Raw genomic sequence first — 20419 nt, 5'->3', positions numbered from 1 at the left:
AAAATGTGTTCGTGAATATTTATTTATTTTGGCGAAACAATAAAATGAAATTAAGATAAGAAAAAAAGGAGCAATGAACCCAATGTCTTATATTCAAAAAGCTTTAAGTACTACTGGTGAATTGCATAGTGCTGTATGCATAATTGAAAAATCGTTAATAACAAAAGAATTCGTATTTGGAGATGTAAACTGGGTATCAAATGATGGTACCCTGTTAGCTGTCTTTGAGGATACAAATGTTACAATTAAAAGGATTGTTAGTGACGATGATAATATTCCCGTAAATACTCAGGTTACTATAAGCTATAAAGTAACTACAAAGGGGTGGAGATCGGGAATCTATAGAGGGGAAGAAAGACCACCTAGAATTAATGTATTGATATACACCGGCCCATTAGATAATGGGACTAAAAAATGTACTGGGGGACAAATAGAAACGTGGATTGCGCCGGAAACAGATATAAGTTGTGATTCGGAGAGAAGTCCATTTTCTGCAAAGAATCTTTTCACATATGATTTTTATGATGATGCAGTATGTATAGAACTCGACGGGTCTTCAACGTTGTATCAATGTTAACAACTACATGGTATTGCAAGAAGTGAATTCCTTCATTGCATGGTACGAAAATAAGCAAGCCGGTTCAGGAACAGCATCTTATGCCATTGATAAGCACAACAATAACAAGGGCCCGTTTACAAGCCGCAAAGATTATGTGATCTTCGATAAGATTCTTACGTTCAGTGTAGATGAATATTCTGCTGAATAGTATTTACACATTGTTTCTAGTAACGACAAAAGAGTTGTAACGGAGGTATCGTGCCCTGCCTGTATTGGTGGGGTATTTTCTTTGCGTTAGGGATAATTTTCCTTATCGTCACATACATAATGTTCCAGATGAGTTATATTTACATTTAGTTTGTATTTAAAATATTGAGGTGTAGGCAAAGCAGAATTAATAAGTTGCTTAAGTATTATAAAGAGAACGTAAGTGTTGATGTATTAGTGGATTCTCATATAAAGAATGTGAGTGCTATCGTTAACTTTGCTTTTTGGAGTTTATTTGTAGGCATAATCATATCAGTTATTACTGGTTTATATTTTAGCGGCCACTATAGGATTGGTTCTCATTTTAAATAACATTAATCAACTGGTTCATAACTGAATAAATAGGAGGAGATTAATTATGGCTGATTTAGGTTTAAAGGATAAAGTAGCGATAATAACGGGGGGAACACGTGGACTCGGTCGTGCAATGGCACAAAGATTGGCAGAAGAGAAGGCGAAAGTCGTTATAACGGGTACAAATGAAGAGTTAGCAAAACAGACTGCAAATGAAATAGCAAAGACTTATAGTATTGAGACTTTAGGATTAAAGCATGATGTATCTAGTGAGGAATCAACAAAAGAGGTAGTTAAAGCCGTGATAAAGACATTTAATAAAATAGATATTTTAGTTAATAATGCGGGTGTAATACGTGATGCTGGATTGTTAATGATGAAAAAGGAGGATTGGGATTTAGTATTGGGAATAAACCTGACAGGAGCATTTAACTGTATCAAACATGTTTCAAAACGTATGTTAAAGAACAAGTCGGGTAGAATCGTAAATATCGCTAGTGTAGTGGGACTTATGGGGAATGCTGGACAGGCAAACTATTCTGCTTCAAAAGCTGGTATGATAGCTCTTACAAAAACTGCTGCGAAAGAATTGGCTGAGAGGGGTATAACTGTAAATGCTATTGCCCCAGGATATATTTCTACTGATATGACTCATACACTTTCTGATGAAGTATCTAAAGAAATGTTGTCGAGGATTCCAGTCAAATCATATGGAACTCCTGATGATGTGGCTGACTGTGTCTTGTTTCTGGTTTCCGATAGGTCTAGATATATTACCGGTCAGGTTATAAATGTTGATGGTGGGATGTTGATGTAAGATTATTTTTTACGGATTGTATTTAAACTGGACAGTGAAAACTTCTACAGCTCTAAGAAGCCCGGCGAACGACCTAAAGCCATGTCTGCCGCAAGGAGGGCAAAGACCAGGCTGAAGAACGAAAGAAGTGAAGGAGCGTTTCATAGCAACGGCCACTCAGGGAGAGATCCCGAATAACAGAAGTCAAACTCAGATGGTCGGAGCATAGCATAAAGCCGATGATGAAAACTACAAACTCGAACGTAGCCTGTCTGGAAAAGCAGGAACGGAAGGGAAGTAACAGTTCATTTTATGTTTTGAGCATAGGTATGGTACATCGCTCGGAAATGAGGTACACATTTGTTCGTAACCCATTCAGTGGTCCTTCCTTTTAGTGTGAGAACTTAAGGATAACAGACCATCGCCGATTGGGTTATTTTTCTATGTTACGATTTTTCGACAAGAACTTTTGAATCTCCAGTTCATAAGATAAAAGCATTTTTTATTGGAGACTTTTATGATATAGAAAATTTGATGAGTTTACTTACGAAGGCCTTATATACGCTTAATGAGTAACAACGGAAACGTTTAAAGGATTTATCAGTCTTCATGGGAGTGAACGTTATGGCGGACCAGTCCGGAAATTAAGTCGGGAAAGTGTGAAGATCGCAGATGCTTACTATATGAGAGACGAATTTGAATTTAGATTGGTCTAGCGTGAACGACACATAGAAAGTTTTAGAGAGCGATACAGACTTTCTGGCGGGGCTGTTCAACAGGTTTAGGTTATATTTCAGCCAAAAAGTTTGCAGACGAGGGATGGAATGTTATCGCGACGATGCGTAAACCGGACGAGCGTATCGCAGAGGGTAATCCTGAAAAATTCTTGGTGACGGCACTTGACGTTACCAGCCCAGTGAGCATCGAGGCGGCGATTTCGGCAGGGATCTCCAGATTTGGTCAAATAGACGCTGTTGTGAACAATGCCGGGATCACTACTCTCTCTATTTTTGAAGCGACACCCATGGAGCTAATTCGTGAGATATTTGAAACCAATGTATTTGGCGTTATGAATGTGATTCAAGCCATTACGCCGCATCTGCGCAAGCAAGGTGGCGGAAGCATTGTGAATGTCTGTTCGTCGGTCGGATATGCAGCATCCCCGTTGCTTTCGATTTATACCGCGACGAAACATACAATCGAAGGACTCTCGGAATCACTTTCTTACGAACTTGAATCGCAAAATATCTCGATTAAACTTGTAGAACCGGGAGCCATGCGGAACACGAACTTCACGTCGAGCCACACAGCAACCCTGAATACGCCCATTCCTGTTGAATACAAGTCATATTTTGATCAAATGATGAATTCGATGATAAACCACTATCCTTTTGAAGATGCAGAGGAAGACCAGGTTGCCGCTCTGGTATACAATGCCGCTTGTGACGAGACTGACCGGCTGCGATATCCTGCTGGTACGGCTGCGGAAGAGATGGCTAAGCTGAGATGGTCGTCATCGGAAGAAGAATTCATGTCCACCATGCGAGATCTGTTGGGGCAAACCTCATGGCGAAAAAATAGCAGGTCGTAAAATCATCCAAGCTTGAAAAGAAGGACTGACTCATTTATGGGACAGCCGCTTTTCCATCCCTCGAAGCAGGAATCCACTAGGAACGGAAACGGTTGATCGTGCGGAAGTCTGGACGTTGCCGTCCGGCTCAGCCACATGAAGGGATCGTTCTTCCGTACCGCTTTGGCCATTTGACGAGCCGAATAGGTTCGCTGGGTATAGGTGTAAATGATGAGTTTGGTGAGCATTTTAGGACTATGAACTATTGAATGTACTAAAGAAACCTCTCCTTGATTTAAAATGGTTGGTTGCACTTCCATTTTACCAAAGAAAGGTTTCTTTTTTATGATATTTAGAAAGATTGTAACTACGATTCCCACTTAAACAGCGGAGAGGACGGAACGATTGTGGAAAAGCGATAGCGTTCGCCTTGGTCTCCAGATTTTTACCACTATATAGATTGAATTTTTGAATTACAGACGAATGTAAAGCCGATTAATAACGTTCATTGGCTCGGAATTGACACGCTTCATAAACGCTGCGACATTGATGCGAATATGGTAAAACTTCTTGTAAAACACATTGTGGACAACGTCTATTTTGAGCCACTTCCACAATCCTTCAATAAGATTGAGTTCGGGCGAGTACTTTGGCAAATAAACAAACTCTATGCGCGGGTGCTCCTGTAAAAAAGTCTGTACCTGTGCCGAATGGTGGATTCCGCCAATCTCCGCAGATCCTTACCTTTGTATTGCAGGATATCAAAGATAGCTTAATAGGCCGGCAGTGCGGCTGTGAGCTGCTGAATCTTGTCAGCCCGGCGCGACTGGAAGCGGCTCATGACCGACTCGAAATCTGATACTCCGGTTTAGGCTCAGGAAAACTTTCCTTACCCATTGTTCTGCCCCATAAACTCTGGCTTGCGTTCGATCACCAGCACCGGAGGCTCCCCGGCGTATCCTTCATCGATGTTGTTAAACCACGAATAACGGTAAATCATTACCGCTCCTGGTACGGATACGGGATACCAGTCGCCTACCTTATTGGCTAATCCCAACCAGCCCCAAACGAGCATAAACATGAATTACGTAAACCCTTATGTAACAAGGGGTATACCAACTCACCTCATCACAGCTTATAGACGCAGCCTATCAGTTCTATAGAAATCATATCTTGGAATTATAAACGGGGCGATGTTATATTTAGATCATTCAAGAGGGACTCCACACTCTCTTCCATTGAACGATTCTACTATATGAGGTGAAGACATGAGCAAGAAGACAATGTTTGAGAAAATTTGGGACAATCACGTAATCCATCAAGAGGAAGGTAAGCCTAGCATTATTTATATTGATCTGCATCTGGTGCACGAAGTTACCTCTCCACAGGCCTTCGAAGGTCTCCGTCTCAGCGGACGCCAAGTCCGCCGTCCCGGCCTTACTTTTGCTACCATGGATCATAACGTTCCTACGAAAGACCGTTACAACATTACAGATCCGATCTCCAAACAGCAGATTGACACGCTGTCGCAGAATTGCCGTGATTTTGGAGTCAGATTGTTCGACCTGAACGATATCGATCAGGGTGTCGTGCATGTTATGGGCCCGGAAATCGGCCTGACACATCCCGGCAAAACCATCGTCTGCGGCGACAGCCACACTTCCACGCACGGAGCATTCGGCGCACTGGCCTTTGGTATTGGCACAAGTGAAGTTGAGCATGTTCTGGCTACCCAGTGCTTGCAGCAATCCAAAGCCAAAACGATGGAAGTCCGCTTCATCGGCAAACGTAATCCTGGAGTGACTGCCAAGGATATGATTCTCGGTGTCATTGCCAAATACGGCACTGATTTTGCAACAGGCTATGTTATTGAATACACGGGCGAATCCATCCGTGAGCTGTCGATGGAGGAACGCATGACCGTCTGCAATATGTCGATCGAAGGCGGGGCAAGAGCGGGTCTGATCGCTCCTGATGAAACTACCTTCAACTACCTGCGTGATCGCCAATATGTCCCTCAGGGTGCCGCTTATGATGCTGCCGTTGAAACTTGGAAAGGCCTTGTAAGCGATGAAGGTGCAGAATATGACACAATTGTTGAGTTCGATGTGGAATCTTTGATTCCGCAAGTGACCTGGGGAACTAGCCCGGGCATGGGCACAGACATCAATTCCAGTGTGCCGAACCCTGCTGATTTCTCGACTGAAAATGAACGTAAAGCCGCTGAAAAAGCGCTTGAATATATGGATCTGGCACCAGGCACACCTATTTCGGAGATTCCGATTGATTATGTCTTTATCGGTTCCTGCACGAATGGCCGGATTGAGGATTTGCGTGCTGCTGCCGAGGTAGCCAAAGGACACAAGGTATCCGACAAGGTTACGGCAATTGTTGTACCGGGCTCCGGACGCGTGAAGCTGCAGGCGGAGAAGGAAGGTCTCGATGTAGTGTTTACGGAAGCTGGTTTTGAATGGCGCGAAGCAGGCTGCAGCATGTGCCTGGCGATGAACCCGGATGTACTTCAGCCTGGACAACGCTGCGCATCGACCTCGAACCGCAACTTTGAAGGACGCCAGGGACGCGGCGGACGTACGCATCTCGTATCCCCGGCAATGGCTGCGGCTGCTGCAATCAAGGGGCGTTTCACCGACGTCCGCGACTGGAACTACAAGACGGAAGCCGTCAATTCATAGAAATCGTAGAGAGAGCGGGAGGATACAACAATGGAAGCTTTTAAGAAATTAACAGGAATCGTTGCCCCGGTTGACCGGGTAAATGTAGATACGGATGCTATTATTCCAAAGCAGTTTTTGAAACGGATTGAACGGACTGGATTTGGACAATTTCTTTTTTACGAATGGCGTTTTGACGAAGCGGGTAATGACAATGCCGCTTTTGAGATGAACAAACCGCGCTATAAAGGCGCATCTGTATTGATTTCGCGGGCTAACTTCGGCTGCGGCTCCTCCCGGGAGCATGCGCCGTGGGCGATCATGGACTATGGCTTCAAAGTAGTAATTGCCCCTTCTTATGCAGATATTTTTTATAACAACTGCTTCAAGAACGGGATTCTTCCGATCAAGCTGTCGGAATCGCAGGTCGATGAGCTGTTCAGCCGTACGGCAGCCCATGAAGGATACAACCTGACGGTTGACCTTGAGAACAACACGCTTAACGATGAATACGGACTGTTGATCAGCTTTGAGCTGGATGAGCACCGCCGCCAGTTCCTGCTGCAGGGGCTCGATGATATCGGGCTGACACTTCAGCATGCGGATGAAATCGCCGCCTACGAGGAGCGCCACGCGGCAAAGCTGTTTTCGTAAGCGATGTAAAGAGCACATCCGGTCACAGGGAAAACGGAGTTTTATTCCTGAAGAATACGTAATCTTTACAAATTTTACACAAAACTTCTATTTCCGGGTGTCGGAAATAGAAGTTTTTTTGCTATAATCGATATATTCATTGCCGCAGAAGGCAACTTTTGGAGATTTCTGTCGTCTTAATCTTATCTATGTATCTATCATTTACCAGAAGGAGAGGAAAAGAAAGGATGAGAAGAGCCGGACAACGGGTGTTATTTTTGCTGCTGCTGCCACTGTTACTGCTATCATTCGCCGGCCATGAAGCTGCCGCCGCCGGAAGCGGGACAGGCAAGATTATTATGGATAATCAGGAGCTGACAATGCCCAAAGGCGCCAAAATTGAATACGTCGATGGAAGCGTTATGATTCCTATTCGGGTAGTTGTGGAGAATCTGGGGTTCAAAGTCGACTGGGAGCCGAAGTCGCGTAAAGTAACCGTTCAACAGGATGGCAGAAGCGTACTGCTGGCCGTAGGAAGCAAAACGGCTGAAGCCGATGGAGCTACACTAGCTCTAAATGCGGCACCCAAGCAGAATAATGGAACTGTACTAGTGCCTATCCGATTTGTAAGTGAGCAATTTGGGCTTATCGTGGGCTGGGACAACAGCGACAAAACTGTCTATTTAAGCGGCGGTTCTACAAGCGGTACGGACATTTCAGCAACTCCAGCGCCGTCCGCCAGTTCAACACCGGCGCCTGTTTTGAGTCCAAGTCCAACCCCTGTCCCGAATGAAACTGGATCAGAGGGAGAGATCGTGACAGGAACCGCAGGCCCAACACCAACGCCGATCCCCGGCAGCGGCGGTACGATAGTTACGTCGCCTCAGATCATGGGGGCGGTGTTCAGCGAAAATCGTTTGATCGTTTCCGCCACGGGTGGAGCCAAGCCTACTGTTACCAAGATGAGTGGCCCTGACCGGATTGTGGTTGATTTCCCGAATACCTCGTTCGCGGCGGATTTCGTTGGCAGTCTGCCTGGCACAGCCCCTAACGGCAGTCCGCAAGGTAAGCTGGATGTTACCGGTTACCCATTGATTTCGGAAGTCCGTTATGCGCTGTTCAGTTCCAATCCCTCTACCGTAAGGTTCGTTATTCAAACGATCGGAACACAGCCATATCAGGTAAGTACTGACGACAGCACCGGGCTGGTTACAATTGATTTAAATGTAGTGGCTAATGGAGGCAGTACTACCGTAGGACCGGGAATCACAGGCAAGCCGGTTGTCGTTCTCGACGCAGGACACGGCGGTAAACAATCTGGAGCCGTAAGCCTGACAGGGAAGCTGGAGAAAAACTTCAATCTCTCAGTTGTGAATAAGGTTGGGGCACTGCTTCTGCAGGAAGGTCTGGTCGACGTAGTGTTTACCCGCACAGATGACAGTACACTCGGTCTGCAGGACCGGGTCGTAATTGCTGAAGCAAATCAAGCGAACCTGTTTATTTCAGTGCATGGAAACTCGCTGGACCTCAAATATCCCAACAGGGAAAAGATCAATGGCAGTGAGACCTACTATTCCCGTACTGAAAGTCTGCCGCTCGCCCAGGTCCTCCACAAGCATCTGGTCGCGGGAACAGGCTTCAAGGACAACGGGATCAGGAGCAAAAGTCTGCATGTTACAAGAGAAACTACAATGCCGGCAGTGCTGCTGGAGGTAGGTTATCTTACCAATCAGGGGAATGAGGCGGGCATGTATGATGGCCAGCTTCAAGACAGGCTGGCTAGGGAAATCGTAGCCGGAATTAAGGAATATTTGGGATTATAGATATAGAATCTTGTTAATAGGGCGCGGAATTACTAGCTTTTTAATGGGATTTATTCGCAACTTTTAGCGGATACCAGCGTCTAATCAATGTCGAGGGTTGTCAATGGCGAGATCATCATGAACGCCGTTCTCTGGCGGAATACTAGATTCTTAGAGGTGAAGAATGAAGAAATTTGCTTTTACGCTGTTGCTGCTGCTCTTTGTACTGGTATTACCGGAGCATGGACATGCTGCTGCCGGGAATAAGATCTATCTGGATGGCCAGGAGCTGACAGCAGGGCAGGATGCGCCGGTCGAAAATGTAAAGAACTCAGTTATGGTGCCGCTAAGAATGATCGCCGAAAACCTTGGCTATAAGGTAGATTGGGATCAGAAGAGCAAGACGGTTACAATTGAACAGCTGGGCAAGACGATCAAACTGATCGTGGATCAAACGGCGGCTTCCGTTGATGACAAAACCGTGATTCTTACGGCGGCGCCAGTAGCGCGCGCAGGTACTACACTCGTACCGATCCGGTTTGTCAGCGAGCAGTTTGGCCTTACTGTCACCTGGGATAACGCCCAGAAGACTGTAAACATTATTACCCCGGAAACTGGCGGTAATAACACCGGTTCAGAGGGAAGTTCTGGTGACGGTGGATCAACCGTCGTTGTTCCTCCGGCAGAGTCGACAAGCGGCCTGACAATGGTGAATGGCATCAGCTTCAGCCAGAACCGTCTGACCATTGCAATGGATGGCAGCTCCGCGCCGAATATAACGAAGATGACAGGGCCGGACCGGATTGTTGTCGATCTGCCAAATGCCACGTTCTCGGATGTGTTCGGAAGTGGACAAGAACTTGACCCCAACCTGAATGGCAAACTTGCTGTAACGGATTACCCGGATGTATCAGGTGTACGTTATTCTTTGTACAGTACAAGCCCTTATACCGTCCGCTTTGTAATTGATTTGAACACTTCCAAGAACTATAGTCTTGAAGTATCAGGTGATTCCTCCAAGCTGGTTGTGGTTGATCTGAATGCGCAAAGCACAGAAGATACGACGACACAGCCCGGCAATAACGGCCGGAAGCTGGTGGTACTGGATGCCGGCCATGGCGCCAAGGATTCCGGAGCTGTAGGGGTTACCGGTAAATATGAGAAGAATTTTAATTTGGCCGTTGTTCTTAAAGCAGCAGAACTGCTGAAACAGGAGAATAAAATCGATGTAGTTCTTACTCGCAGCGATGATACGTTCCTGGAATTAAAAGACCGTGCGGGTATGGCCAATAAGCTTAAGGCCGATCTGTTTATTTCCGTCCATGCGAACAGCAGTGGTTCATCGGCTGCAAGTGGAACAGAAACATATTATCAGCGGGAAGCGAGCAAGGCACTGGCGAAAGTGATGCATAAGTATCTTGTCAAGGCGACCGGGCTTAGCGACCGTGGTGTGAGGTATGGCAATTTCCACGTCATTCGTGAGACGACAATGCCTGCCGTACTACTTGAAGTAGGTTACTTAAGCAATAAAGGCGATGAATCGCTGTTGTTCTCGGAAACATTGCAGAACAATGTGGCAGCATCAATGGTAAGTGGTATCAAGGAATATCTGGGAATGTAACAGCAGACTTAGCGGCAGATGAGAGCTGCAAAGCCAGCTTTCGGCCTGATTTGAAGGCGAAAGAGGCTTTGCAGTTCTGTCTGCCCGTATTCATCTAGAGGGGGTAAATGTTGATGAACAAAAAACTGACATATGCAGGGGTTGCAGCACTTCTTCTACTAGTGATATCAGGCTGCGGAGACAAGCCGGCTGCAGCACCGGCTGATGAAGCGGGACAAAATTCTTCTGCAGTCGTTAGCGGAGCCGAAGGAAATAACGGAAATGGAGACAGCAACAGCAATAGTAACAACAGCAATGCAGGAGGGCTCAATACACCCGCCACTGCCGAGCCGGTTAGCACCGATGCTCCTGTTGCAACAGATAAGCCCGTTGAAGTTGACAAACAAAGCCAGAGCATTTCCACGTACTATACGGATTCGCAGCAGATGGAACTTGTGAAGGCTGCAGCAAAGATTAGCTTCGCAAACGATACGGAGAAATATACTGAAGCCTTCAAAACGCTTCAAAACAGCGATAAGGCGGATATGATCCCGTTATGGAGCGGTATTGAGCTTAAATCACTTAAACTTACAGATGGACAGATTGTGATGGACATTCATAAACCGGCTGAGGCTCAACTGGGTGCAGGCGGTGAATCCATGGCCATCAGTGCGCTGGCTCAACTCTTCTTCCAGTTCGAAGAAGTGAAAAGCGTTGAGCTTCTGGTAGACGGTGAGCAAGTGGAAAGTTTAATGGGGCATGTGGATTTAGAACATCCAATTACCCGGGAGAACAGCGCATTATAAACGTAGTACAGGAATTTTGGGAATGTTTGCCGAATTACTAATATACCATTTACATGAAGCATAGAGAGGGGAATAACCTATTGTCCGGTCATAAAAGATCCAATCACTCTATTAAAGCTTATTCCACCAAAGCGGCATCTGCTGTTCTGGCCGGCGCTATGGTGCTTGGCAGTGCGGGGGCTGCATTCGCTGAGAGCGCAGCTACTGCTGCCCCTAAAGCTACTGCTGCGCCTGCAGCAACAGCTACACCAAAAGCTACGGCAACGCCTGCAGCAACAGCTACACCAAAAGCTACGGTAACGCCTGCAGCAACAGCTACACCAAAAGCTACGGCAACGCCTGCAGCAACAGCTACACCAAAAGCTACGGCAACGCCTGCAGCAACAGCTACACCAAAAGCTACGGCAACGCCTACAGCAACAGCTACGCCTGCAGCTACAACTGCACCTACAGCTACGCCAAAAGCTACGGCAACGCCTACAGCAACAGCTACGCCTGGAGCTACAACTGCACCTACAGCTACGCCGCCTGCAGCTGCACCAGGATTGTTCAGCGATGTAAAAACAGGCTTCTGGGCAGAAAAACATATCTATAAACTGGCAGCGCAAGGTCTTGTTGTCGGAAATAACGGATTATTCCGTGCGGGGGACTCTGTTACCCAGCAGGAAGCTGTGCTGATCGCACTTCGCTTCATGAAGCTTGAGGACAAAGTAAATACCGGCACTGACGTGGTGCTTCCGACTAATTTCCAGGTGTCCAATTATTTTAAGCCGTTTGTTGTGCTGGCTTTCCAGCAGGGCCTTCTGGACAAGACGGTTGAAATGTCGGCGGATAATCTAAAGACATCCTGGGGTGACCGCAAGGCTTCACGTGAATGGATTGCTGAATTGCTGGTCCGTGCTCTTGGCAAAAACTCCGAAGCGGCCGCAGTATCAGGCAAGCCGACTAGCTTCGCTGATGATGCCAAGGTTTCGGCGAATAAGCGGGGTTACGTGAACACTGCCGTGGAATTGGGACTGGCCAATGGTCTTGACGGCAACCGCTTTGATCCACAAGGAGCGGTAACCCGTGCACAAGTGGCAACTTTCTTCAGCCGCGCAGAAGCATTTAACACTATAGGGTATGACAACACAGTCAAAGGGAGCATCAGTGCCTTGAAGGACGGGAAAATGACCGTTTACAGCAACGGTTCACCGTCTGTCTTTAATTTGACTCCCGTAACTGCATACTACACTAGTACGGCAGACACAAGAATCAGTCTGAATGATGTTCAGCCGTATACCAAAGTAACCGTTATTGGTGCAACCTATAATGCAGCTTATGTTGAGGTGACAGATCCTGCCCAGCAGGTGGTAAGTGTCGAAGGGAACTTTGCCAAGATCACTCCAAGTACGATTTGGCTTGATTCTGCTACGGGATATGACCAGTACAGCTATGATGCCGATACTTCTTTTGTAGATGTAAATGGAAGCGCGATTAGTTCCGGAGCAATTACCGCAAACAGTAAAGTTACCTTGCTGCGTGAAACTTTCACAGGAACTAATAAGCTGGTAAAGGTTCAGGTGACCTCGGGCGTTGTGAACAAAACGACTACAGGGACAATTCAAAGTGTGGATCAGGCAGCAAAAAGCATCACGTTCAAAAATGCTTCCGGAATTGCGGAAACGTTCAAGTGGGAAGACGGGGTTACACTGTTCAGTTCGCAAAACGCAGTTCTGCTGCCAGCCGACTTGAAGACCGGAGCCGCTGTGAAATATACGATAAATAGCAATGTCATCCGTTCGGTGGAAGTGACTTCGGGCACGGAGCGAACGGTAGAGGGATCGATTTATGAGCTTACAAGCTCAAGCATTATTTATAAAAAGTCTGACGGTGCGCGCGAAGTGAAGCTGCTGGCTACATCACCGGCGCCGACAATTGTGATACCTAACATTACTAACCCGGTAATCGGTGATCTGCTTGCCGATGCGACCAGTGGAGACAATGTTCAGATTACCCTCAACAGCTCTGATCAGGTAACGAAGATTGAAGTGCTGAACCGCCAGCTGGATGAATTTATCGGTGCGACTGTAATTGCTTTTAATAGCAAGACAAAGCTGCTGACAGTTATGGACGGCAAAAGTAAAGCACATCTGGTACAGATTGATGACAAGACAAAACTTGCTTTTGACGAGGGCATTACCACATCATTGACTACTATGGGGATATATCTCTACGAAGGGCGCAGGGTGGATGTAAAAGCTGTCGGCCAGCGGGCCCTTTCGGTAGAAACCAGCACCAAATATACAGGAACCCTGTCCGAGATTAATACAACAAACAGAACGATTGTTCTGAAGCTCGCAGGAGGGCAAACTCTTACTCTGGGTTATCCACAGGTAATAGATATTCTCGGACGTACATCTTCTGCCATCACAGAAATACCTCTTAACTCTTCGGTAACCGCAGTGCTTACGAGCAATCAGGATGTCATCTCAGTGCTTAAAGTGAACTCATCAGTACAGGTTGAAATCACTACCCTTAATGCACCAATGAATAAGCTGGGTGTGAAATGGTCCGGAGGAACGCTTGAACTGAATACTTTGACTTTAGCGATGACCAATGAAGCAGGGCAAACCCTGAAAATTGGCGACTTGAAGGTCGGTGATTATGTGAATCTGACCGTAAGCGGCAGCACTCCAGTATCACTTCAGTACATCAAGCAGAATACTGGTGTTGTGTCGTCAGTAGATGCAGCTGCAGGTTCGTTCGTACTTAAGGATTATGCAGGCACCTCCCAGACGATTGCAGTCAGCGGTGGCGTAAAAATTATCCGTGACGGTGTCACTACGACAGGTCTTGGCAGTCTGACTACAACTGACCGGGTAGATGTCCGTAAAGATGCTGACGGATCAGTGATCGTCACTGTACTGAAGCAGCTTACCCGCTCGGTTTCGCGTTACGACAGCCTAAATAACCAGATCGTAACCAAACGCTCTTCTCTGAGCGATACGAATTATCAGTTCGCGATCACTTCGAGTGTATATATTCACCAGGGTGACACGACTTTATCCGTGCAATCTCTCAAAGAAAATGATAATATTATATTGTATTTCAAAAACGATGTCTTAGTTGAAGTCGTGAAACAATAGTGGCAATGGTGATTTTCCGTGAGAAACACCGTCTTGATCCAGGAGATTGTCTGGATCAAGACGTTTTTTTTGAAATATAAGCGGTTATACTTGTTTATATTTCATTACATCAGAGAAGATACGCTCGTCTGGTTTGTTGAGTGTAAATACTCCGTGGAGGGGACGCCGGTGAAAGTTGCAGAGGTCCGCCACATTCTGGATACGATTCGAGACATGTTTCCTGATGCGCATTGCGAGCTGAATCACAGCAACGCTTTTGAGCTAACCATTGCGGTGCTGCTGTCAGCCCAATGTACGGACGCAACAGTGAACAAAGTGACCGAGGACCTGTTCCAAAAGTACAAAACCCCTCTTGACTATATTTCCGTGCCGCTGGAGGAATTGGAGAGGGATATCCGGCGTATCGGCTTGTATCGCAATAAGGCTAAGCATATTCAAAGCCTTTGTTCTATTCTTATAGAGCAATATGGCGGAGAAGTGCCACAGGCTCATGACTTGCTGGTAACATTGCCGGGGGTCGGCCGCAAGACTGCGAATGTCGTTGTGTCCAACGCTTTTGGCGTACCTGCGATTGCTGTGGATACCCATGTGGAACGGGTATCCAAGCGGCTCGCACTTGCGGGCTGGAAGGATTCCGTACTGGAAGTGGAGAAGAAGCTGATGAAGGCGGTGCCGCGTGAGGAATGGACACTTACACATCATCGGCTGATCTTTTTTGGCCGCTATCACTGCAAAGCCCAGAATCCAAGTTGTCAGGTATGCCCGCTCTTGGATGTATGCCGTGAGGGCAAGAAACGTATGAAAACAGCTGTAATCAGGAAAGATAATGATGTTTTAAAGGCAAGTAAAAAGTTAGAGATGAAGAAGAGGATGGGATAGAGATGAAATGCATTTCTGTATATACCAATAATTTTGAAGCTTTTTCCGATATTTTTGACCGTGTAGTGGAAAGTCCGTTGGAAGAAAATGAAGAGCAGGAAGTAGAAGGCATCACGATCAGCCATTCCGGCGATGTGCCTGAGCATTACCTGGAGCGGATGTCCCAGAAGCCTGAAGTGGTTGTTATGAGAGACAAATCCCGTGGTCTGACCATTCTTCAGCACGGTAAAGTATTCGAAATTCTGCTTCCGGTACTGGAAACAGCGTAATAGGATTTACACACAAAGAGCCGGCCTTGGGGCCGGCTCTTTGTTCGTCATACGTTTTTGAAAACGTGGGGACATCTTTATGGAATGAGCTTAAGATGAGAACTTCCTTAAACGCAAGGAGTATGCAATATAGACCATGGTGGAAGGTACGAATGCCATGACGCACAACACTAAGACTACGAGAGATGAGTACTCCAGAAGTGAACTGTTCCATACCTTTGTAGACAGGGACCTTAAAGCAATACTTCCTAAGGTCAGCAACAGTGTTATGAAAGCTGATGTTTTGCTGATTCGGGCAACCTTGGTATATTTGTCATATATAGTCGCTCGGTCAGTATGGATGGGAACAGTTCCCGGTTCTGCCGAGAAGATATGGAAGTCTCCGGCGGAGCATACATAAGTCCAGCCGCTGTCTGCAAAAATATTATGGTACTCTGCTTCCTCCTCCTTCGGCAATTCACGTATATCCAGACAATAAATCTGCTTATGCGGCTCACCCCTGCGGATTACGTAACCAAATAAAGAGAAATGATCCAGAAACCAGCCTTTTTCTGACAGTGCGCTTAATTTGTTCATATCCTCTTCCTCGACAAATGCCAGACCTTTCGTTATCACATAACGTGTTTGTTTATCCTTCTTCATGAGATGATTCCTCCTTCGCAGTTTGTATTGCGGCATTCCCGTGTGCAACCATTCTAAGTCTCCGTTCGATCTCAGCTGTAATAATAAGCTCCCCACTTTGAGTAATCTGATAAGTCTTCCGCCGGTCATCGTCGTCCTCATTCAATAGGATATAGCCTGATTTCTGCATTTTCTTGATTAGGGTGTAAAGTGTTGCAGGCCCGATTTTGACTTCCCCGTTCGTCAGTTCTTCAATATATTTCATGATTGCATAGCCGTGTTTCGGAGTGAGTAAGGCAAGCAGGATGTAGTAAGCCGAATCAGTCAACTGTTCGGTCTGCAGTGAATTAGCTCTGGACATTGGCGCACCTCCATTTTCTAAAATAACAGGTATATCTGTTATGGATATATCCATTAGTGATATATTTGATATGGATATAATAATTCCATAATATTGCATTGTCAAGTCAGGGATGCAAAATTTTTAGTCAACTGAATTTTGTAAAGGTTTATAGGGGATTTTGTAATTCGTGAATATTTGATTTGTGGCAAACTGGTGATAAAATGTAATTATTCTAGTTATGCCATTTATTTTTACGTTAAGATATATTTATTTTAGATATCGCTTTATGAAGGGTACATACATAGACTTCAAATAAAGTCGATTTTTTCTAGGATGCAGCGGAGGTGGATATAGTGGCAGCAGAACAAATCAAGATTAAAACAGAGAATGTGACGGATTCGCCGCTTACTCTGCTGGGAGCACTGATGGAACGGTGGGGGGAGACGGAAACGCAGCGGGTACTCTCCGATTTGGAGAGTAAAGAGTGTGCACGTGAGCTGACACTCACCTTTTGCGGACATTTTTCGGCAGGGAAGTCGAGTATGATTAACAGGTTATGCGGCAGCAATGTACTGCCTTCCGGGCCCGTTCCGACCAGTGCCAATGTCGTGTCTATCCGCAGCGGAGCACCACGCGTACGGCTCTATCCCAAGGTGGAAGGACAGAATGAGACAAATTCCGCATGGGAGACCACACCGGAGAAATTGCAGGAATATTGCCGCAAGGGCGGTGATTATTCTGCGATTGAAGTCTGGGAGGATGTGCCTTTGCTTGGAGCACATGGTGTTCTGATGGACACCCCGGGGGTTGATTCCACGGATGACGGGCATCAAGCCGCGACGCGCTCCGCACTGCACTTGGCCGATGTGGTGTTTTATGTGATGGATTACAATCATGTACAGTCGGAAAATAACCTGGCTTTTGCCAAAAACCTCAGTGATTGGGGCAAACCGCTGTATCTTATTATCAATCAGATTGACAAGCACCGTGAACAGGAAATTGCCATTGAAGCCTATCGGCAGCAATTGGAAAGCGCTTTCCATGAATGGGGAATTCAATCCGCTGGTATTTTGTTCACTTCACTTAAGAACATGGAGCATCCGCTAAATCAATGGGACGGTCTGCTTATGCTGATTCGCCAGCTGCTGGATCATCGGGAGGAGCTGCTTGGCTACAGCTTGTCCCGCTCGGTACATCATGTGGCCGATGCGGTAGTGACAGAATACCGCGAGCAGCAGCAGGAGGAGCGCGAAGCACTGCTGGAAACATCGGGCGGTGTGGATAAGTACACCGTGGAAAGAGCGCTCCAGGTTTGTGACGAAGAGCGTAAGGAGTTTGCAGAGCTGCCTGATCAGTCAATCCTAATGCTGCGCAACGCACTCGATGCACTGCTGGGCAACAGCAACCTGATGCCTGCCGATGTAAGGGAAGCTGCAGGTGCTTATGCTGAAAGCATGGCTCCCGGCTTCCGGCAGGGCCTGCTGTTTACGGCTGCGAAACGGGAGAAGGTGCAAGCAGAACGGCTAAAAGCCTGGCACGGACTGCAAACGCGGGAAATCACCGCCCAACTGGAATGGCATATTCTTCAGTTGGTCCGGGAATGGGCCGAAGGCCTTGGCGTGTGGGAGGAGGGGGCCGAGAATCTGCTCAAGCAAAGTTTTCCGGCGGTGAGCCAGGAGTGGCTGGCGGCTGCTGTGAAGCCGGGAACCGGGGCCTCGGGCGAGGCGTTGCTTAATTTCACCCGCACGCTTGCGGCTGAAATTAAAGCCCAGTTCCGCCGGGCTGCCCTGTCTCTTGGCGATGAGCTGCTGGCGAAGCTGCCGCCGCTGCTGGAAGAGCGGCGCGCCGATCTGTCGCGCCGCGAAGAAGCCCTTCAGCGGCAGGCGCGCGCGCTAGCCGCGCTGGCTGCCCTTGACCGCGCGGCGGATGCCCGCGCGGCAGAGCTCGCGGCGCTGCTGCCGCCGCCGCGCCGTACCCTCACCCCCGGCACTCTGCCGGAGGTGAGGGTTGCCCCGCGGGCAGGCGCCAGCAGCGCCGCACCGCGTGAGGTCCGGCCGCTGCCGGGCGCAGCGGCCGGAAGGCCTGCCGCCGCAGCCTGGGCGGCAGGGCCGGTCTCGCCGGCGGGCGGACGCCGCCGGCTCACGAAGGCCGCAGCGGCGCTGAGCGCTGCGGCAGAGCTGCTGCGCGGCGAGCCGGCCATGGCCTCGGCGGCGCGCAGCCTTGCGGCACGGGCGGAGAGCATCGCCGCCGGCCGCTTTACGATGGCGCTGTTCGGAGCGTTCAGCGCCGGTAAATCCTCCTTCGCCAATGCGCTGCTGGGCGAAGAAGTGCTGCCTGTGTCTCCCCACCCCGCCACAGCAGCAGTGAATCGCATCCTGTCACCGGAAGGGGAGTTCCGCCATGCCAGCGCGGTGGTAACGATGAAGACGGCGGAGGATTTCTGGGAGGACATCCTCCATTCCTTCAGCGTACTGCAGCTTGCGCCCCCGCAGCGGCAGAGCTGGACCGCTGAGGTGGCTGGGCTGAAGGTCAGCGGCCTGCATCCTTCCGCCCTGCCGCATGCCGGATTCCTGCGGGCGGCGGCGGCTGGATGGTCAGAAGCGGAGGGACTGCTGGGAACGGTGCGGACTGTTGATCTGCAGGAATACCGTGGACTGGTCGCCGAGGAGACGCGGGCCTGTTTTGTGCAGGGGATTGACCTGTATTATGACTGTCCCTTGACCGCGAGCGGCATTGTGCTGGTGGATACCCCTGGCGCGGATTCCCTGCATGCCCGTCATACCGGTGTAACCTTCGGTTACATGAAGAATGCGGACGCGATATGTTTTGTGACCTATTATAATCATGCCTTTTCCAAAGCGGACCGTGGTCTGCTGGCCCAATTGGGAAGAATTAAAGACAGCTTCGCGCTGGATAAAATGTTCTTTATCATCAACGCTTCTGATTTGGCCGCAGACGAAGCGGAGCTGGAAGAGGTGAAGGGGCATGTCGCGCAGAACCTGCGTGCCGGCGGCCTTACCTCGCCGCGGATATATACCTTGTCCAGTCTGCTGGCGCTGCAAGGCAAAACAGACCACAACCGGGAAGCTTATGAAAGCTCCCGTTTCCAGACCTTTGAAGAGGCGCTTGCGGAATTCGCGGGCGGAGAACTGCCGCGGTTGTCGCTTGCAGCCGCGCAAGAGAACATTGCCTCCGTGCGCATGCGGGCGGAAGAATGGCAGAAGCTGGCCGAGATGGAGGCAGGAAGGCGTGAAGCCGGACTGCTGGAGCTGCAGGAACGGCGCCGCACCGCAGAAGCACGGCTCACGGCGCTTTCCGCCGAGGAACGTCCGCTGCGCGACCTGCGCCGGGAAGGTGAAGAACTGCTCTATCATGTGCGGCAGCGGATCGGATTTGCCTTCGGCCGTTTCTTCCAGGAATCCTTCCATCCTTCCGTGCTGCGCGAGGATAGCGGAAATCTGAAAGATATCTTTACAGCCTGTGGCAGAGAACTGGAACGCACCCTTGAGCGTGAACTGGAACAGGAATTGTGGGCGACTACCCTGCGCCTGGAAGCGGCAGGTCAAAAACTCGTGCGGACGGCAGCTTCATCGGCCGCGTCGGAACTGTCGATTTCGGCTCAGGAGCTTCAGCTCATGGACAATGCCGAAGAACACTGGCCTTCCCCGGATAAGCTGGAGTGCCGGTTATCCCCTCTGGATTGGGCTGCATTATGGGGCCGCTTCAAATCGCCGCGTCATTTCTTTGAGGGGCCGGGGCGTAACGAAGTCAGAGCATTAGTGGACCCTTGGCTGAAGGAAACAGTTGCCGGAGCCGCCGGAACGCAGGAAGATTTATTATTGGATTTTTATACGGGTGTAGCGGAGCAGGCGTTGAAACGTTCGGCAGACACACTCCGAGCAGCTCTGGCTGAGCGGGAGGAAGTGATGTCCGGTCTCTTGAAAGGGGGTGATTCTGCGGAACATTGGGGCCAAATTGGCCATCAATTAAATGTTCTGGAGAGAAATTTCGACGATCTCGTAGACGGCGATCTGTGAAGATTGTAGGAAAATGTCGAAGAAGGCTTGCAATCTGGTCGTTGATGGAAGAAAATAAAGAAGCCTGAAAATTTACAATGAAAACTGCGACATTTACAGAAAAAGAGAGTCAGCAGTCAAATTAGCCGAAAGAGGTTGGAGTC

16 protein-coding genes and 1 pseudogene are annotated in these 20419 nt (G+C 48.4%); 12 read left to right on the top strand and 5 right to left on the bottom strand.

The features are described from left to right. The first annotated feature begins 82 nt into the window (after positions 1–82). The 3 genes from H70357_RS22520 to H70357_RS22505 all read left to right on the top strand — a co-directional run bounded on the left by H70357_RS22520 (position 83) and on the right by H70357_RS22505 (position 3507). On the top strand, positions 83–577 hold the full coding sequence (locus H70357_RS22520; RefSeq protein WP_038594369.1) for a hypothetical protein: 495 nt from the start codon (positions 83–85) through the stop codon (positions 575–577). A gap of 607 nt (positions 578–1184) precedes the next feature. Continuing rightward, positions 1185–1937: a 3-oxoacyl-[acyl-carrier-protein] reductase gene (fabG, locus tag H70357_RS22510; RefSeq protein WP_038594364.1), complete on the top strand. Its 753-nt coding sequence runs from the start codon at positions 1185–1187 to the stop codon at positions 1935–1937. Between the two features lie 727 nt (positions 1938–2664). Continuing rightward, positions 2665–3507: an SDR family oxidoreductase gene (locus H70357_RS22505; protein WP_038594362.1), complete on the top strand. Its 843-nt coding sequence runs from the start codon at positions 2665–2667 to the stop codon at positions 3505–3507. A gap of 79 nt (positions 3508–3586) precedes the next feature. Here H70357_RS22505 and H70357_RS35995 read toward each other — a convergent pair. From H70357_RS35995 to H70357_RS22495, 3 genes and pseudogenes are all read right to left on the bottom strand, one after another. Next, positions 3587–3746, bottom strand: a pseudogene (locus H70357_RS35995) (transposase); the annotation flags it as partial. Positions 3747–3959: 213 nt separating this feature from the next. Next, positions 3960–4205: a transposase gene (locus H70357_RS22500; protein ID WP_269322573.1), complete on the bottom strand. Its 246-nt coding sequence runs from the start codon at positions 4203–4205 to the stop codon at positions 3960–3962. A gap of 170 nt (positions 4206–4375) precedes the next feature. Then, positions 4376–4567, bottom strand: a complete 192-nt coding sequence (locus tag H70357_RS22495; protein WP_038594359.1) for a hypothetical protein — start codon at positions 4565–4567, stop codon at positions 4376–4378. Positions 4568–4754: 187 nt separating this feature from the next. On the opposite strand from H70357_RS22495, the gene leuC reads away from it, so the two are divergent. From leuC to H70357_RS22450, 8 genes are all read left to right on the top strand, one after another. After that, the gene (gene leuC / locus H70357_RS22490) at positions 4755–6179 is read left to right on the top strand and encodes a 3-isopropylmalate dehydratase large subunit (RefSeq protein ID WP_038594356.1); all 1425 of its coding nucleotides are present in this window, start codon (positions 4755–4757) and stop codon (positions 6177–6179) included. A gap of 30 nt (positions 6180–6209) precedes the next feature. Continuing rightward, entirely contained in the window at positions 6210–6812 is a 603-nt protein-coding gene (gene leuD / locus H70357_RS22485; protein ID WP_038594353.1) for a 3-isopropylmalate dehydratase small subunit, read from the top strand. 227 nt (positions 6813–7039) lie between these two features. Then, a complete protein-coding gene (locus tag H70357_RS22480) occupies positions 7040–8614 on the top strand; it encodes an N-acetylmuramoyl-L-alanine amidase family protein (RefSeq protein WP_038594350.1) in 1575 nt (524 codons plus the stop codon). 163 nt (positions 8615–8777) lie between these two features. Then, entirely contained in the window at positions 8778–10214 is a 1437-nt protein-coding gene (locus H70357_RS22475; RefSeq protein ID WP_038594347.1) for an N-acetylmuramoyl-L-alanine amidase family protein, read from the top strand. Positions 10215–10327: 113 nt separating this feature from the next. Beyond that, positions 10328–10999 carry a GerMN domain-containing protein gene (locus H70357_RS22470; protein WP_038594343.1) on the top strand — a complete coding sequence of 224 codons (672 nt, stop codon included), beginning with the start codon at positions 10328–10330 and terminating at the stop codon, positions 10997–10999. An 80-nt stretch (positions 11000–11079) separates the two neighbouring features. Next, on the top strand, positions 11080–14127 hold the full coding sequence (locus tag H70357_RS22460) for an S-layer homology domain-containing protein (protein WP_052092197.1): 3048 nt from the start codon (positions 11080–11082) through the stop codon (positions 14125–14127). Positions 14128–14295: 168 nt separating this feature from the next. After that, positions 14296–15006, top strand: coding sequence for an endonuclease III (gene nth, locus H70357_RS22455; protein ID WP_038600229.1), 711 nt, complete (start codon positions 14296–14298; stop codon positions 15004–15006). A 2-nt stretch (positions 15007–15008) separates the two neighbouring features. Next, a complete protein-coding gene (locus H70357_RS22450; protein WP_038594340.1) occupies positions 15009–15275 on the top strand; it encodes a hypothetical protein in 267 nt (88 codons plus the stop codon). Positions 15276–15365: 90 nt separating this feature from the next. On the opposite strand, the gene H70357_RS22445 is transcribed toward H70357_RS22450, so the two are convergent. Together H70357_RS22445 and H70357_RS22440 are read right to left on the bottom strand one after the other, a co-directional pair. Then, the gene (locus H70357_RS22445; RefSeq protein WP_052092196.1) at positions 15366–15917 is read right to left on the bottom strand and encodes a DUF2812 domain-containing protein; all 552 of its coding nucleotides are present in this window, start codon (positions 15915–15917) and stop codon (positions 15366–15368) included. Continuing rightward, a complete protein-coding gene (locus H70357_RS22440) occupies positions 15904–16257 on the bottom strand; it encodes a PadR family transcriptional regulator (protein WP_038594337.1) in 354 nt (117 codons plus the stop codon). Before H70357_RS22440 ends, H70357_RS22445 begins: the two co-directional genes overlap by 14 nt. Before the next feature lie 335 nt (positions 16258–16592). Here H70357_RS22440 and H70357_RS22435 point away from each other — a divergent pair, with 335 nt between their 5' ends. Further along, a complete protein-coding gene (locus tag H70357_RS22435; RefSeq protein WP_052092195.1) occupies positions 16593–20276 on the top strand; it encodes a dynamin family protein in 3684 nt (1227 codons plus the stop codon). The last annotated feature ends 143 nt before the right edge of the window (positions 20277–20419 follow it).

This window comes from Paenibacillus sp. FSL H7-0357 (assembly GCF_000758525.1).
Taxonomy (GTDB): Bacteria; Bacillota; Bacilli; order Paenibacillales; family Paenibacillaceae; genus Paenibacillus_AQ.
This window is presented reverse-complemented; position numbering and strand designations above follow the sequence as displayed.